At 48.7% G+C, this 15,941-nt stretch carries 19 protein-coding genes and 2 tRNA genes; 14 read left to right on the top strand and 7 right to left on the bottom strand.

Annotated elements, in window-relative coordinates; all coding sequences use genetic code 11:
* Positions 1 to 24 precede the first annotated feature (24 nt).
* The 10 genes from rpoA2 (at position 25) to AB9H23_RS05810 (ending at position 7,203) form a co-directional block, all read left to right on the top strand.
* Entirely contained in the window at positions 25 to 1,251 is a 1,227-nt protein-coding gene (gene rpoA2, locus AB9H23_RS05765) for a DNA-directed RNA polymerase subunit A'' (protein ID WP_370005958.1), read from the top strand.
* Positions 1,252 to 1,261: 10 nt separating this feature from the next.
* Complete coding sequence (locus AB9H23_RS05770) at positions 1,262 to 1,558, top strand: 50S ribosomal protein L30e (RefSeq protein WP_321211033.1); 297 nt, start codon at positions 1,262 to 1,264, stop codon at positions 1,556 to 1,558.
* A gap of 6 nt (positions 1,559 to 1,564) precedes the next feature.
* A complete protein-coding gene (locus AB9H23_RS05775; RefSeq protein ID WP_013296235.1) occupies positions 1,565 to 1,996 on the top strand; it encodes a NusA-like transcription termination signal-binding factor in 432 nt (143 codons plus the stop codon).
* A gap of 21 nt (positions 1,997 to 2,017) precedes the next feature.
* Positions 2,018 to 2,443, top strand: coding sequence for a 30S ribosomal protein S12 (locus AB9H23_RS05780; protein ID WP_013296236.1), 426 nt, complete (start codon positions 2,018 to 2,020; stop codon positions 2,441 to 2,443).
* Between the two features lie 5 nt (positions 2,444 to 2,448).
* Positions 2,449 to 3,009, top strand: coding sequence for a 30S ribosomal protein S7 (gene rpsG, locus AB9H23_RS05785; protein ID WP_013296237.1), 561 nt, complete (start codon positions 2,449 to 2,451; stop codon positions 3,007 to 3,009).
* 17 nt (positions 3,010 to 3,026) lie between these two features.
* Positions 3,027 to 5,219: an elongation factor EF-2 gene (locus AB9H23_RS05790; protein WP_147671539.1), complete on the top strand. Its 2,193-nt coding sequence runs from the start codon at positions 3,027 to 3,029 to the stop codon at positions 5,217 to 5,219.
* A gap of 110 nt (positions 5,220 to 5,329) precedes the next feature.
* Positions 5,330 to 6,571, top strand: a complete 1,242-nt coding sequence (gene tuf / locus AB9H23_RS05795) for a translation elongation factor EF-1 subunit alpha (protein ID WP_370004478.1) — start codon at positions 5,330 to 5,332, stop codon at positions 6,569 to 6,571.
* Positions 6,572 to 6,606: 35 nt separating this feature from the next.
* On the top strand, positions 6,607 to 6,915 hold the full coding sequence (gene rpsJ, locus AB9H23_RS05800) for a 30S ribosomal protein S10 (protein WP_010876685.1): 309 nt from the start codon (positions 6,607 to 6,609) through the stop codon (positions 6,913 to 6,915).
* 82 nt (positions 6,916 to 6,997) lie between these two features.
* Positions 6,998 to 7,082: transfer RNA gene (locus AB9H23_RS05805), tRNA-Ser, on the top strand.
* 36 nt (positions 7,083 to 7,118) lie between these two features.
* Positions 7,119 to 7,203: transfer RNA gene (locus AB9H23_RS05810), tRNA-Ser, on the top strand.
* A 79-nt stretch (positions 7,204 to 7,282) separates the two neighbouring features.
* On the opposite strand, the gene mtrA is transcribed toward AB9H23_RS05810, so the two are convergent.
* On the bottom strand, positions 7,283 to 7,828 hold the full coding sequence (gene mtrA / locus AB9H23_RS05815; protein WP_370004479.1) for a tetrahydromethanopterin S-methyltransferase subunit A: 546 nt from the start codon (positions 7,826 to 7,828) through the stop codon (positions 7,283 to 7,285).
* Between the two features lie 143 nt (positions 7,829 to 7,971).
* Between mtrA and AB9H23_RS05820 the strand changes: the two genes are divergently transcribed.
* The 4 genes from AB9H23_RS05820 (at position 7,972) to AB9H23_RS05835 (ending at position 10,051) form a co-directional block, all read left to right on the top strand.
* On the top strand, positions 7,972 to 8,625 hold the full coding sequence (locus AB9H23_RS05820) for a TetR/AcrR family transcriptional regulator (protein ID WP_013296241.1): 654 nt from the start codon (positions 7,972 to 7,974) through the stop codon (positions 8,623 to 8,625).
* An 80-nt stretch (positions 8,626 to 8,705) separates the two neighbouring features.
* On the top strand, positions 8,706 to 9,179 hold the full coding sequence (locus AB9H23_RS05825; protein ID WP_013296242.1) for a TIGR00288 family NYN domain-containing protein: 474 nt from the start codon (positions 8,706 to 8,708) through the stop codon (positions 9,177 to 9,179).
* Entirely contained in the window at positions 9,179 to 9,625 is a 447-nt protein-coding gene (locus AB9H23_RS05830; RefSeq protein WP_370004480.1) for a universal stress protein, read from the top strand. Before AB9H23_RS05825 ends, AB9H23_RS05830 begins: the two co-directional genes overlap by 1 nt.
* An 18-nt stretch (positions 9,626 to 9,643) precedes the next feature.
* On the top strand, positions 9,644 to 10,051 hold the full coding sequence (locus AB9H23_RS05835; RefSeq protein WP_370004481.1) for a GyrI-like domain-containing protein: 408 nt from the start codon (positions 9,644 to 9,646) through the stop codon (positions 10,049 to 10,051).
* An 86-nt stretch (positions 10,052 to 10,137) separates the two neighbouring features.
* On the opposite strand, the gene pscS is transcribed toward AB9H23_RS05835, so the two are convergent.
* From pscS to hypD, 6 genes are all read right to left on the bottom strand, one after another.
* Positions 10,138 to 11,274, bottom strand: coding sequence for an O-phospho-L-seryl-tRNA:Cys-tRNA synthase (gene pscS, locus AB9H23_RS05840; RefSeq protein ID WP_370004482.1), 1,137 nt, complete (start codon positions 11,272 to 11,274; stop codon positions 10,138 to 10,140).
* 2 nt (positions 11,275 to 11,276) lie between these two features.
* Entirely contained in the window at positions 11,277 to 11,786 is a 510-nt protein-coding gene (locus tag AB9H23_RS05845; RefSeq protein WP_370004483.1) for an NTPase, read from the bottom strand.
* Between the two features lie 84 nt (positions 11,787 to 11,870).
* Positions 11,871 to 12,863, bottom strand: coding sequence for a radical SAM protein (locus AB9H23_RS05850; protein ID WP_370004484.1), 993 nt, complete (start codon positions 12,861 to 12,863; stop codon positions 11,871 to 11,873).
* 1 nt (position 12,864) lies between these two features.
* The gene (locus AB9H23_RS05855; RefSeq protein ID WP_370004485.1) at positions 12,865 to 14,157 is read right to left on the bottom strand and encodes a TldD/PmbA family protein; all 1,293 of its coding nucleotides are present in this window, start codon (positions 14,155 to 14,157) and stop codon (positions 12,865 to 12,867) included.
* Positions 14,157 to 14,828, bottom strand: a complete 672-nt coding sequence (locus tag AB9H23_RS05860; protein WP_370004486.1) for a phosphoglycolate phosphatase — start codon at positions 14,826 to 14,828, stop codon at positions 14,157 to 14,159. Before AB9H23_RS05860 ends, AB9H23_RS05855 begins: the two co-directional genes overlap by 1 nt.
* A complete protein-coding gene (gene hypD, locus AB9H23_RS05865) occupies positions 14,828 to 15,883 on the bottom strand; it encodes a hydrogenase formation protein HypD (RefSeq protein ID WP_370004487.1) in 1,056 nt (351 codons plus the stop codon). The genes AB9H23_RS05860 and hypD overlap by 1 nt, the downstream gene beginning before the upstream one ends.
* Positions 15,884 to 15,941: the final 58 nt, after the last annotated feature.

Genomic DNA, 15,941 nt, shown 5'->3' on the forward strand with positions numbered 1-15,941 from the left:
CTGAAGGAAGCAGATCTTTATGAAATGGTGAGACTCTTCAGCAGGATCTCAGAGAGAAACCAGGGTATTGAAGGAGACGAGCTTCTCGACGCAGTTGAGGACGAATACCAGCGCATCCTGAAGGTCCAGGAACTTGTTAAAAGGAAGAGGGCAAAGTTTCCGCCGGGACTCATTGAGGAAATAGCCGATGCAATGAAGAAACACAACCTCAGCGACGATGAACTGGATGAACTTATAAGAAGGGTCAGAAGGGCCTATGAGAGGGCAAAGGTTGAGGCCGGTGAGGCGGTTGGGACAGTCGCAGCCCAGTCAGTCGGTGAACCGGGTACCCAGATGACAATGCGTACCTTCCACTACGCAGGGGTGGCGGAACTCAACGTTACCCTGGGTCTCCCAAGGCTCATCGAAATCGTGGATGCCAGAAAGAAGATATCCACACCAACCATGAGTATCTACTTTGAGGGTGACCTCAGGTATGATGAGGAATTTGTGCGCAAAAAGGCCAACAAGATAGGTAAAAGCACCCTCAACGATGTCCTCAAAAACTTCAGCATCCAGTACGCAGATATGGCAGTGGTTGCAGAACTGGACGAGGAAAAGATCCTTGAAAAACACCTTGAATATGATGATATAATAGCAAAGGTGGAAAAAACTTTTAAGAAAGTAGAAATAGATAACAGCATACTGAGATTTGAACCCCAGAAACCCACCATAAGGGAGCTCAGGTTACTGGCTGATAAGGTGAGGAAACTCCAGATAAGTGGGGTTAAAAACATAGGAAAGGTGGTTATCCGTAAAGAGGATGATGAATGGGTAATCCATACAGAGGGTTCAAACCTTGGAGCTGTTCTTAAAGAAGAGGGTGTAGATAAGGTCCGGACGACAACAAACGACATACACGAAATAGAAACCGTTCTGGGCATAGAAGCAGCGAGAAACGCAATAATACACGAAGCAAAAAGAACCATGGAGGAGCAGGGTCTCACAGTGGACATACGTCACATAATGCTTGTTGCAGATATGATGACTGCTGATGGTTCTGTTAAATCCATTGGAAGGCATGGTATAAGCGGTGAAAAGGCAAGCGTTCTTGCAAGAGCTTCTTTTGAGGAAACAGGTAAGCACCTTCTGAGAGCAAGTATCAGGGGAGAGGTGGATCACCTCACTGGTATCATAGAGAACATTATTATAGGACAGCCTATACCTCTGGGTACAGGTTCCGTTAGTGTTGTGATGAAAGAAAGAAAATAGGAGGCAGTAGATGGACATAGATAGAGGAATACGAGTCGCTGTAGATACTGGTAATGTTATCCTTGGATCAAAGAGGACAATTCAGAGCCTCAAACTGGGTAAGGGTAAGCTGGTGGTAATGGCCAGTAACATTCCAGAGGACCTCAGAGAGGACATAGAATACTACGCAGAGCTGTCAGATATTCCGGTTTACACCCATGAGGGCACCAGCGTTGAACTGGGATCTGTCTGCGGTAAACCCTTCACAGTGGGGGCGCTCTTAATCCAGGATCCAGGTGATTCAACAATACTGGAAATGGTGGGGTAGGTTGCTGTGACCATCAAATTTACCACAAACGAGATAAGATACATTGCACTCTTTGAAAGCATGACCGGTGCAATGGTGAAGGACTGCATTGTGGATGACGAAAACGGCAAGGTAACTTTCCTTGTGAAAAAGGGTGATATGGGCCTTGCCATTGGTAAAAAGGGAAGTACAGTGGCCAAGGTTCAGAAGGCACTCGACAAGGGTGTTGAGGTAATCGAACACTCCAGTGACCCCGTGGAGTTCATAAAGAACCTCATGGCACCCGCCAAGATAAGGAGCATCAGGATACTTCAGAAGGAAAACGGTGAAAAGATAGCCACAGTGGAAACCGATCCAAAGAATAAGAGAATCGCCATTGGACGCGGCGGACAGAACATTGAGAGGGCCAGGTTACTGGCCAGAAGACAGCACAACATAAGCAATATTATAATAAAATAAATCTTATAGGAGGAATCTTATTTGCCAGGATTATTCGCAGCAAAAAAACTCAAAAGCAAGAGGCAGAAATTCAGATGGAAGGACACCCACTACAAGAGGAGATCACTCCGCCTTGATGTTAAGGCTGACCCCCTTGAAGGCGCACCCCAGGCAAGGGGTATAGTGATTGAGAAGGTGGGTATAGAGGCAAAACAGCCAAACTCAGCAATAAGGAAATGTGTGAGGGTCCAGTTAATCAAAAACGGTAAACAGATCACAGCCTTCGCACCTGGAGACGGCGCTATTGGTTTTATCGATGAACACGATGAGGTCGTTGTTGAGGGTATTGGTGGACCATCAGGAAGGTCCATGGGTGATATTCCCGGTGTCAGGTGGAAGGTTACAAAGGTCAACAATGTTTCCCTGCAGGAAATGGTTAAAGGGAAAATAGAAAAACCTGTGAGGTAATCCTTATGAGTTTAGTTTTTGATAAATGGGAACTGGAGGAAGTCAAGGTTGAGGATATGGGCCTTGCAAAGTACATATGCCTTGACAGTATCCTGGTTCCCCACACAATGGGAAGACACGTTAAGAGGCAGTTTGCAAAGTCAAAGGTTTCAATAGTTGAGAGACTGATAAACAAGGTTATGAGGACCGAGAGGAACTCAGGTAAAAAGAACAAGGCCTACAAGATAGTGAAGGAGGCCTTTGAAATCATAAACCGGAGGACCAAGGAGAACCCGGTCCAGATCCTTGTCAAGGCCGTTGAAAACACCTCCCCACGGGAGGAAACCACAAGGATCAAGTACGGTGGTATAGGTTACCAGGTTGCAGTTGACATATCCCCACAGAGAAGGGTGGACCTGTCCCTCGGATTCATAACCAAGGGCGCAATGCAGGCGGCATTCAAGAACAAGAAATCCATAGAGGAGTGCCTGGCAAACGAAATAATGCTGGCCGCAGAGTATGACACAAGAAGCTTTGCAATCCAGAAGAAGGAAGAGAAAGAAAGGATAGCCAGATCCGCACATTAAACTTACAGGTGGTTTTAGTGAGCAGACGTGCAAAAATGATTAGCAAGATTAAGGAGCTCATGTACCAGCCGGAATACATCCGTAACATCGGTATAGTGGCGCACATCGACCATGGTAAAACAACCCTCTCAGACAACCTCCTGGCTGGTGCAGGGATGATCTCCGCCGAACTGGCAGGGGATCAGCGTTTCCTTGACTTCGACGAACAGGAACAGGCAAGGGGGATAACCATTGACGCTGCAAACGTTTCAATGGTCCACTCCTATGACGGAGAAGAATACCTCATCAACCTCATAGACACCCCGGGTCACGTGGACTTCGGTGGTGACGTTACAAGGGCTATGAGGGCTGTGGACGGTGCCGTTGTTGTCGTATGCGCAGTTGAGGGTATAATGCCCCAGACAGAAACCGTGCTCAGACAGGCCCTCAAGGAAAACGTTAGACCCGTCCTCTTCATCAACAAGGTTGACAGGCTCATAAATGAACTCAAACTGGACGCCAGTGAGCTCCAGGAGAGGTTCATAAAGATCATTGCCAACGCAAACAAACTCATCAAGAACATGGCCCCTGAGGAATTCAGGGAAAAATGGCAGGTCCGTGTGGAGGATGGAAGCGTTGCCTTCGGTTCAGCATACCACAACTGGGCCATAAACGTCCCTATAATGCAGGAGACAGGTATAAACTTCAACGACATCTACCAGTACTGTACGGATGACAACCAGAAGGAACTCGCCCAGAAGGTGCCCCTCCACCAGGTGCTCCTGGGAATGGTGGTTGAGCATCTGCCAAGCCCTGCCAAGTCCCAGGCATACAGGGTGCCCATCATATGGTCAGGGGACCTTGAAAGCGAGGAAGGACAGGCCATGCTCAAAACAGACCCGGACGGCCCCCTTGCGGTTATGGTTACAGATGTCAGTATAGACAAACATGCAGGGGAAGTTGCAACCGGACGTGTCTACGGTGGTACAATAGAGAAGGGAAGCGAGGTCTTCCTTGTTGGTTCACACAGCAAGGCACGTGTCCAGCAGGTCGGTGTCTACATGGGACCCGAGAGGGTCAACACCGACAAGGTTCCTGCAGGTAACATAGTCGCAATAACCGGTGCCAAAAATGCTGTTGCAGGTGAAACCATCTGTGACACCGGAAGGAAGATAAAGGCCTTCGAGGGCCTCGAGCACATATCAGAACCTGTGGTTACAGTTGCGGTTGAGGCCAAGAATACCAAGGACCTTCCAAAACTCATAGAGGTCCTCAGACAGGTTGGTAAGGAGGACCCAACGGTAAGGGTTGAGATCAACGAGGAGACCGGTGAGCACCTCATATCAGGTATGGGTGAACTCCACCTTGAGATCATAGCCTACAGGATAAACGAGAAGGGTGTTGAGATAGAGACCTCAGAGCCCATAGTGGTGTACAGGGAAACGGTTTCAGGAACCGCAGGCCCGGTTGAGGGTAAATCACCCAACAAGCACAACAGATTCTACATAGAAATTGAACCCGTCGAAGAATCAGTGATGCAGGCGATACAGGAAGGTAAGATAAAAGAGGGCCGCGTCAAGGGTAAAGAAGCCGCGAAAGACTTCATAGAGGCAGGTATGGACAAGGAAGAGGCCAGAAGGGTCTGGGACGTCTATGAGAAGAACCTCTTCATCAACATGACCCGTGGTATCCAGTACCTCGACGAGATAAAGGAGCTCCTCCTTGATGGTTTCGAGAGCGCAATGGACAACGGCCCCATCGCCAAGGAAAAGGTTATGGGTGTTAAGATAAAGCTCATGGACGCCAAGATCCACGAGGACGCAGTCCACAGGGGTCCAGCCCAGGTTTTACCCGCCATAAGGAAGGGTATATTCGGTGCCATGATGTCTGCCGAGCCCACGGTGCTTGAACCCATACAGAAGGTGTTCATCAACGTGCCCCAGGACTACATGGGAAGCGCAACCCGTGAAATACAGAACAGGCGCGGGCAGATCGTCAACATGACCCAGGAGGGTGACATGGTAACCGTTGAATCCGTGGTGCCTGTGGCAGAGATGTTCGGATTCGCAGGTGATATCAGGTCAGCCACCGAGGGGAGATGTCTCTGGTCAACAGAGAACGCTGGATTCGAGAAACTGCCAAATGAACTGCAGCACACAATAATAAGGGAAGTGAGGACCAGGAAGGGTCTAAGTCCTGAGCCATACAGGGCAGACCACTACCTGGGTTAACCCCATTAAACTTATATAATTAAAAAGAATATAGGAAATTACCTTAGACAAACAACACGTGTAGGTGTTGAATCTAGATCAGGCTAAATCATCACATATGGAGGTATAATATGGCTAAAGAAAAAGAACACATGAACCTGGCGTTTATTGGACACGTAGACCACGGAAAATCCACGCTAGTGGGACACCTGCTCCTCCAGGCAGGGGCAATCGCCGAGCAGCAGCTGGCTGACGGTGAGGACAAGTTCAGGTTCGTCATGGACAGGCTCTCTGAAGAAAGGGAAAGGGGAGTTACAATCGACCTTGCACACGCAAAATTCGAAACAGACAAGTACGAGTTCACCATCGTGGACTGTCCTGGACACCGTGACTTCGTTAAGAACATGATCACAGGTGCATCCCAGGCAGACGCCGCAGTCCTTGTGGTTGCAGTTGACGACGGTGTAATGCCCCAGACCAAGGAGCACGTCTTCCTATCAAGGACACTGGGTATAAACCAGCTCATAGTGGCCATCAACAAGATGGACCTTGTCAACTACGACGAAGAAAAATTCAACGCCCTCAAGGATGAGGTTGCAGCCCTCATCAAGACAGTTGGTTACAAGCCAAGCGACGTTGAATTCATACCACTCTCAGCCTTCGAGGGTGACAACATAACAACCAAAAGCGACAACACACCATGGTACAAGGGTAAAACACTCGTTGAAGCACTCGACGACCTTGAAGCACCTGAAAAACCTGTGGACCTTCCACTGAGGATACCCATACAGGACGTCTACTCCATCACAGGTGTGGGTACAGTCCCAGTTGGACGTGTGGAGACCGGTATACTCAAGAAGGGTGAAAACGTAATATTTGAACCAGCAGGTGTCAGTGGAGAGGTCAAGTCCATCGAAATGCACCACGAGATGATCGACCAGGCAGAACCCGGTGACAACATAGGTTTCAACGTAAGGGGTGTCGGTAAAAACGACATCAGAAGGGGAGACGTTGCAGGACACCTGGACAACCCACCAAAGGTTGCCAAGGAGTTCACAGCACAGATCGTCGTTCTCCAGCACCCAGGTGTCATAACAGTCGGTTACACACCTGTATTCCACTGCCACACAGCACAGGTTGCCTGCACATTCCTTGAACTTGTGCAGAAAATGAACCCTGCAACAGGTCAGGTCGAAGAGGAAAACCCAGACTTCCTCAAAACAGGTAACGCTGCTGTCGTGAAGGTCAAACCAACCAAGCCACTGGTCATTGAAAAGATAAAGGACATCCCACACATGGGAAGGTTCGCCATAAGGGACATGGGACAGACAGTGGCTGCTGGAATGTGTATAGACCTTGTACCAGCAAAATAAATCCCATCCCTTCCCTTTTTTAAAGGAGGATTCAGATGCACAAAGCAAGGATTAAACTCACAGGGACAGACCCTGAAAAACTGGCATACGTCTGTGACCAGCTGAAGAAGATCGCTGAGAGGACAGGCGTGGACATGTCAGGCCCAATACCCCTCCCAACCAAGAGGCTTGTGGTCCCAACAAGAAAATCACCTGATGGTGAGGGAACCGCAACCTGGGAGAAATGGGAGATGAGGATCCACAAGAGACTTGTGGGTATAGAGGCCGATGAAAGGGCAATGCGTCAGGTCATGAAGGTCAATGTACCTGACAACGTCAGCATAGAAATAGAACTCAAGAGTTAACTGGGGTGCAAACCCCTATAACCAAATTCAGGGACCAAAAACTATATAAATAAGAGTTTATCAATCTCTTTTATCTGATGCTGCCGGGATAGCCTAGCCAGGTAAGGCGCGGGACTTGAGATCCCGTGGAGATTCTCTCCGCCTGGGTTCAAATCCCAGTCCCGGCGCTTAAAAACCTTTTTCTAAAACTAATAACTTATTCTGCCGGGATAGCCTAGCCAGGTAAGGCGCAAGACTGGAAATCTTGTGGAGCCATGCTCCGCCTGGGTTCAAATCCCAGTCCCGGCGTAGAATAAGAATAAGAATTTAAAATATAGGAGGAAGAGACCGCCATTAGAGTGGCGGTCTGGACCCTTAAAAAAAGTAATCAGGTGTTTTCATCGGGTTTATTTTTATTCAGATCCTCAGAAGGCCTTAAAATGAGGGGCTCCTCATCAATTGCCCCTGAGTCATGCACCACACACTCCCCTATTCTTTCTCCTATTGCAGCGGGATCCTCAACATCTACCATGTCAACAAGTTCCACCTGCCTTCTGAACCTCTCTATGGCCTCATCAGGCATGTTCTCTATGTAGGGGATGGCGCCGGTGGCCCCGATTATCCTTCCGCTTTCTCCATCAACCCCGTTGCTGTGGAGGGCCTTCATGGTCTGGCCCGTGATGTGACCCATGACCTCTGCACCACATACAAGGAGGAATCTTAGGTTGGGGTTTGCAATTACATTACCAACGACCTTCTCTATTCCAAGGTTCTCTGTGTGCAGTGGACCTGAAATCGCTGCGCCTGCCCTTACAGGCTCATCTTCCATGTGGGACCCGAGGGTGACAACCGCAACCGGACTTTCGGCATCACCAACCACATAGTCCCCAACTATGTGGGGCCAGTCCTCGGGTACCGGTTTCTTGTCAACCATTACAAACACCTCCTTTAACCATCAGTTAATTTTTAACTTCTGGTTAAAGTTTAACTTGTAGTTAAAAATATATAAATCTTCCGGTAAAAGTCTTTTAAAGCCGCAGAACAGATATCCTACAGATACAGAAAAGGTGAATCAAGATGGCCCCGACTTCCAGGAGAGAACGTGAAAGGCAGAAAAGACAGATGCAGATAATAAGGGCTGCTGAGAAGGCATTCTTTGAGAGGGGCTACGACAATGTGACCATGGATGAAATAGCAGAAAGGGCAGAGGTCAACAAGGCACTCCTCTACTACTACTTCAAAAATAAGGAGGCCCTTTTCTTCGCCGTTAACCTCTACGGTGTAAGAATACTCCACAAGATGTACTCAGAATGTTCAGAACTTGAAACAGACGGTTACGGCAAGGTTAAGGCCATGGTGGACGCCCTTTACAGATTCTCAAAGGAACACCCTGACTACTTCAGGATATACTGCTACAGTGGCACAGAAAGATTTGAGATGAGCGAAACTGAGGATGCAAGGGAGATAGTGGATCTCCGTACAGGGATGTGGAGACTCATGGTTGAGGCAATCATAGAGGGTATGAAGGACGGCAGCATTCGCAGTGACCTCGACCCAGTTGAGCTATCCATATACATACATACACTGGCCATAAATTCCCTCAACCTCGACCTCACATCAAGGATGGTTCTTGAGGCTCGAAAAATCGGTAGGGACAGATTCTGGAGGGACCTTGAGATATTCCTTGAATCGGCCCTGAAAAATCAGAAGCCAGAAAGCGGAGACTCATGAATAGCAGCCACAACATAAATAACTATATAAGGTTTTAGATACAATCTGTATTTAAAGTAACGATATGCGTGAGGAAAAGAATGAATATGGATGATGAAGCTAACTTCGTGATAATAGACAACAGCCAGGAAGATAAAAAGAATCTTGGACTCCTTGTGGATGGTCCAAACATGCTCAGAAAGGAATTCTGCTCAGACCTTGACTTTGTTAAGAACCTTCTGGTTGACAGGGGAAACCTCAGGGTGGGTAAGGTCCTCCTCAATCAGTACGCCTCAGATAAACTCATCGAGGCAGTTGTAAACCAGGGCTTTTCTCCCATGATAGTCGCAGGGGACGTGGATGTCCAGCTTGCAGTGGAGGCCTTTGAACTCATACATAACCCCCACATTGATGTGGTTGCACTGATGACCCGTAATGCAGATTTCCTCCCCCTAATAAACATAGCAAAGGAGAACGGGAAGGAAACCCTTGTTATAGGTGCAGAGCCCGGGTTCAGCATAGCACTCCAGAACTCGGCAGATGACTCCATAAAACTCATAGGTGAAGGTGTCTGATGGTGTACCGGAGAATACTAATACCCACAGATGGCTCAGATGACGCCAGGAAGGCAACAGAACACGCATTCAGAATTGCAGAGATGAGCGGTGCAGATATCCTCGGGATAAGTGTAGTTGACACATCCTACAGGAAGGTCTGGGATGAAGATATCAGCAGACGCATTGAAAGGATACTCAGAAAACAGTCAGAGAAGGCAATATCCATCCTCAAGGACGAATTTTCATCAATGCAGAAAAACGGTAGGATGAAGGAGTGCAAACTAGATACCCAGATACTTGAGGGCAACCCTGCAGAGGTTATCCTCGAGACAATGGAGGATGAGGATGTGGACCTGGTCGTCATGGGCAGTTCAGGTAAACACGGCCTCGACCGCATAATATCAGGAAGCATAACGCGTAAGGTTCTTAAATCTGCAGAAACCCCCATACTGGTAGTTGGGTAAATAAGTGAAGGTGATTCAATGACAGGAAAAAAGACATTAAGTGATGAGAAACTGGCGCTTATAACCTTCAGCGGACCTCTAAGCAAAGCCGGCGAACTCATTGAGAAGGTGAGGGACTTCATCTCATCAGAGGACCTTGAAATAGCAGGTGCCCCTCTAGTGATATTCTACACAAGCCCCCTCAAGGATGATGGCAGATATGATGCTGGAATACCAGTAAAGGGTGAATCAGAGGGTGCCGGTGACATTAAAATTGTTACGATCCCCGAACACACCGTCATATTTAAAGAATACACTGAAAATCGGAATGAAACCTATGAGGAGCTCATAGCTTACGCAGAGGAGAACGGAATTGACATAATAGGGGCTCCACGGGAGATATACCGTGAAAAGGTAAGGGAAATACAGTTCCCTGTTATACTATAAGGGAATTCCCTGTTTATTGATTCAATTCCTGTTCTTCTTAAAAGTAAAATGCAGTATGATTTAACTGCATTTCCCATGAAAAAAATTCAATTCCTGTTTTTCTCGATGATCTCCCTGAAGGAGTCAATGACATACTGAACCTGCCCATCTGTCATCCCATAGACACTGCACTTGAACCACTTGGTCTGACCCCTTCTTATACCCACAATCCTCCTCTTCTTAAGTTCCTCGTAGAGGAAAAAACCCTTTCTGGGATGGGAAGATGCTATATCATGGAATACTGGGGTTTCAAACCTCACAAGGTCGTGTTCCTTGGGTCTCTTACCAATCTGCCTTATACCACCCATCTCCTCAAGTTCAGAGACAAGTCTCCGGGTTTTTTTAATCTCATCGTCCCACCTGGAAACCCTCTTCACAACGTGTGGAAGGGAAGCCATGAGGGTGGCAAGTGGCGCTCCACGTGATGTGCAGCCCAGCATCTCAATCTCCTTCTTCTCATGCCTCCCTGACCTTCTGAGGAGGGTGTCCTCCCATTCAGACCTCATCCCAAGAACACCTATCGGTCCAGAGGCCGCCATGCTCTTGTGCCCGCTTCCAACAACAAAGTCCGCTCCGATTTCTCTGAGTTTAACAGGGAGGCGCCCCATGGAATAGGCGCAGTTCAAGAGGAGGGGGACACCCATCTTTCTGCATATCCTGGCTACCTCCTCTGCATCGGTGAGGTTACCGTAATTACCATCCACATGTGTTAGAACCGCAAGTTTAACATCAACCCTGTCAGCGACATCCTCAAGGACCTCCCTGTAGGTTTCGGGCTTTATCTCATAGTCAGGGTATCCCGTTGATGGGACCTCAACAATCTCAAGGTTGTTTCTCTCTGCAGCGAGGTGTGTGGTGTAGTGTGCGTTTCCATCTGCAACGATGGTGTCACCAGCCTCGCAGAGGGCATGCATCACCGCAAATTTGCCCTCCCTTGCCCCATGAACCGTCCTGACAGCATCTGCGTCTATGAAATCTGCGAGGTCATCCAGGAAGCTGTTCACAGCAGGCCTTGTAACCTGGTCCAGTCTGCCAGCGCAGTAATCACAGACACTGTAGCCATCCCCAAATTCATATAGGGCCTTTCTGGCGGCTGCAGGTAAAACACCGCCCCTCTGGAGGGGGTTGAGGTTGAGGTTGTCCCTCTCAAGTGCCCTTGTAATACCATAATCAGCACATTCCATAATCAATCACCCAGTAAATCAATGATCCTCCGATAAACATCATCGCGACTCTCAGGATCCACAACAAATACTCTTATGTCACCCCTCTTTCTTATACTTTGAACAAGTTTTCTGTGGACCGCTGCAACCACAGGAACTTCTGAATCCAGCGCCTCCTCCACAGCCCTCCTGAACCCCTCACTCTTAAGTTCCATTGGGGCTATCTCATCTATCAGGACACAGTCGTCCTCTTTCAGCGCCCTCATTATCGCTGGAACAGCGATTTCATCAATAACCTCAATGTTCACACCGTACCTTCCAACACGCGGCCCCCTGCTATCCACCGAGGCAAGAAGACCCCTTCTACCTGATTTTATATCCACAACCTCAAAGCCAACCCTTGATGAGCCCTCCCTCACCTCCGGGGTGAATATACCCCCAGTAGAAAGACCCGCGAGTTCCAGGTGATCCTTTATTCTCTCAATAAGGGTGCTCTTCCCGCTTCCAGGCCTTCCTGTTATTAAAATCTTCACCGAAATCACCTAAACTGATCCTCAGATAAGATTTTCAATACCTCAAAACCCATGATTTCAATGAAATCATCCCCAAGGAAGTACTTAAATAAGATTTTCAATACCCTCCCTCAGAGCCCATCGCCTCGCCTCTTCAAGTTCCTCACGGGATGGATAACGGTTCAGTTCAGGGTACCATGATGCCCTGTAGAGGGGCCTGTACTGGCCCATGATGTTCATTACGATGTCTTTTCCCAGGTTATCCGCGACCCATGATATGATGGGTTTTGTGCAGCAATCAAGGTGGCCTGGAATCACCAGGTGCCTTATTATCATATCCTCACCCCTTATTCTGAGGTGATTCTCTGATACGACCTCAAAGTAGTTCCTTACACCGGCAAGTTTCAATGCACAGTCACTGTTGCCAAATTTGAAGTCGGTGAGGTAGAGGTCCACGATACCGCTCAGGAGCCTCATGGATTCCTGTGAGAGGTACATGTTGCTGTTCCATACCACCGGTACGCTGATGGATATCCGCCGGAGGACACGTAGAATGTATGGTAGTGCAGGGGTTGGGTCTCCCCCAACGAAGTTGACGTTGGCTGAACCCATCCGCCTTCGATCCTCTATGAGGGCCGCGAGTCTATCCTCAGGGATGCTGACACCCACAGATGGGTTCTGTGATATGTCCCAGTTCTGGCAGAAGACACAGTTCATTGTGCAGCCCGAGAAGAAGATGGTGTGACTGGGCACCAGCGGCGCCTCCTCACCGTAGTGCAGGAACTCCGATGCAACCCTGGGTGATGTGACACCGCATCTTCCAGGTTTCAGGTTACGATCAACACCGCATCTCCAGTGGCACAGTGAACATTTCCTGAAAATCCTCTCTGCAATTTCAATTTTAAGATCAAGGAATGATTTCCTGCACTCCTCCGAACACTCAAAGCCCTGCTCTATTCTTTCATGTTCCCGCCAGAGTTCACTGGTCTCTGACTCCCTGCTGAAGGATGCTGGAGTGGCCTTTGCCTCAAGAAATCTTGCATTCTTCCCTCCATCTCTCACATCAAGGTAGTGGCCAAGAGCATCTTTCAGTGACATTTTAACCTGTTACATGGATTCCCTCAACAATGAGGGGTGCTGTTACAAAGTCTCCAATCTGCCTTCTCTCAAGGTCTGTGGATGAGACGGTCTTCATAAGGTCGAATATGTTACCAGAGAGCATTGCCTTCTTCACTGGCGTGAATTCGCCACCCTCCACAAGGAAAGCGTTGTTGGCCTCAACCGAGAAGTCACCTGAGATGGGGTTTGCTGTGTGGGCACCCAGCACATCAGTCACATATATCCCGCTGAAATCATCAACTGAAACCTCATCCCCAAATTCAAGGACGAAGTTTGTGGTTGAAACCAGGGGTATGTCCGAGTAGCTTCGAAGCCCGTTACCTGTGCTCTCACATGACCCCTTAGATGCGGTGTAGATGCTGTGTATGTAGCCCTCAAGGACTCCATCGGCAACAAGGAGTGTTCTCTGGGATGGTGTGCCCTCCCCATCAAAGGGTGATGAGCCAAGACCACCCCCCAGTGTACCATCATCGTATATGCTGAGGTCAGGGGATGTTATTTCAGTGCCGATCCTATCAGCCAGGATGGACCTCCCCCTCTGAACGTTATCCGCACTGAATGCCGCGGCAAATGTGCCGAGCAACCCTGCAGCCGCATGGTAATCCAGTACAGCTGACACCCTTCCGCTCTCAACATTTTCACCGCCAAGTGAATCCCTGGCTATCCTGCATGCCCTTCCAGCTATCCATTCAGGGTCTATGTCCATGCTGCATGATGAATCAGACTCATATGCCGTTGTCCTGGACCTATTTTTCTCGGCATTCACCGATATGTATGCTGAGAATCCCGTTGACCTTGATGAAGCCTCAACACCCTCCGAGTTCAGGATGAATGTTTCAACCATGGATGCTGAAAACCCGCCGCTTGTTGGTCTGCAGCCCTCATCAAGTGTTTTATCAACCATGACCTCTGCGATGCTGGCAGCTTCCCCAACGTCCAGTTCCAGGAATGATGCGTCAAAGATATCCTTCACGGTGGGGTAGCTGGCCGGCTCTGAGAACCCAAAATTTTCATCTGGATCGGCAAGCCTGAGATTCTCTGTGGCCATTTTAACGGCTCGCTGGAGATTCGATGGATCTGAAGTGTATGCAAAGCCCATCCTACCCCCCTTAAGTACCCTTATACCGACACCTGTCATGGATTCTATCTTACCAAAGTCTATGATGTCCCTCTGAACCTGCACCTCAACTGTCTGTTCCCTTTCAATGTAGACCTCAGCCATTTCAGAGTTCCTTAAGGCCAGCTTTAGGGCCTTTTCAGCGAAATCAAACATCAGATATCCACCCCGGCAAATTTATGGATAGCCTCCCTAACTCCATCACCATATTTCCCTGCAGTCACATAATCTGCCATTTCCCTGAGCTCAGGGGCTGCATTGGCAACGGCCACACTGAGGCCCGCTCTTTCAAGGAATTCAATATCGTTCTCACTGTCCCCTATTGCCATGACATCAGACATTTCAATCCCCATAGACTCTGCCACAAGTTTCAGGGAAGAGCCCTTATTTACCTTGGGGTCTGTAAGGTGCACTGCAAAGCCCGTGTCATAGACCTCCACATCAAATCCCCCAAGGGCCTCTCTGATGGCCTGAACAGGGATGTCCCTGGTGATTGCAACCTCAGATAACCTGAGATCAGAGAACTGGACCTTACTAACAGGGTAAATCTCTCTAAGGTGATTGTAGGCGGTTTCTGCCTTTTCGATATCACCCAGGACCCTTATATCCCCATTAGAGTATATCACGCCACCATTTTCAGCCACAACACCACCACTTGTCCCTATAAGGACGGATGTTGCCATTGCAAAGCACAGGACATTCCCTGTCACGATTATGACAGGGATTCCTTTTCTTTCAGCGCCCCTGAGGGCCCTGAGAGCACTGATGCACAGTTTTCTGGAGCTGTCGGTTATTGTGCCATCTATGTCAACTGCAATGGCCCTCATCACTGCACCCTGAATGAACTGTAGCGGTAGGCTATGTTGCAGGTTCCCTCCCTTGAAACCATACAGGCCCCCACAGGGTTCGTGGGTGTGCACTGGGTCTTAAAGAGTGAGCATTCCTCTGGCCTTGCAACACCCCTCAGTATTGCGCCGCATATGCAGCCAGTTGGCACCTCAACGGCGTCAGCAACATCAATATCAAATTTTTCCCTTGCATTGAACTCCGAAAATTCATCCCTGATCTCATATACAGATTCAGGTATGACCGGGAATCCCCTCCACTCCCTCTCGGTTATGCGGAAAACCTCATCCATCGCCTCCTGGGCCTTTATGTTACCCTCAGGTTTCACTGCCCTCTTATATTCATTCTCAACCTTTGCCTCGCCCCTTTCGATCTGCCTGAGTATCATGTACACTGCCATTAGTATGTCAAGGGGGTTGAAGCCCGCTATGACCTGCGGTATTCCGTAGTCCCTTGAGAATGGCTCATAGGGTTTCATGCCGATTATGGTTGATACATGGCCCGGCTCTATGAGGGCATTTAGGTTAACTTCCCCTGATTCTATGAGGAATTTGAGTGCCGGAGGTATCAGCCTGTGGCAGGATAGGACTGAAAAGTTCTCTGGTGGGCCTGATAGTATCTCCGATGCTGTTGTTGGTGCGGTGGTCTCAAATCCGGCCGCCATGAAGACCACCTCCCTGTCAAGTTTTCTTGCTATATCCACAGCATTTCCCACTCCGTAGACTATCCTGACATCGGCGCCCTCGGCCCTGGCATCTGCAAGTGACCCCTTCGAACCAGGAACACGTAGCATGTCACCGAATGTTGTGATTGTAACGCCCTGCCTTGCAAGTTCTATGCACTCGTCTATCTCCCGGGCAGGTACGCAGCAGACAGGGCACCCCGGCCCGGCCACCACCTCAACCTCATCCGGGAGAAGTGATCTTACTCCATGCTGCATTATAGTGTGTTCATGTGAACCGCAGACGTGCATTATCTTAACAGGACGTGATATCTCATGTATCCTTGAAACCAGTTCCCTTGAAAGATTCTTCATAGGCTACCACCAATTACAGTTAAGGTCTATTTATCATGATCCATATATATAACTGGCA

Source organism: Methanothermobacter sp. KEPCO 2, from assembly GCF_041228365.1.
GTDB lineage: Archaea > Methanobacteriota > Methanobacteria > Methanobacteriales > Methanothermobacteraceae > Methanothermobacter > Methanothermobacter marburgensis.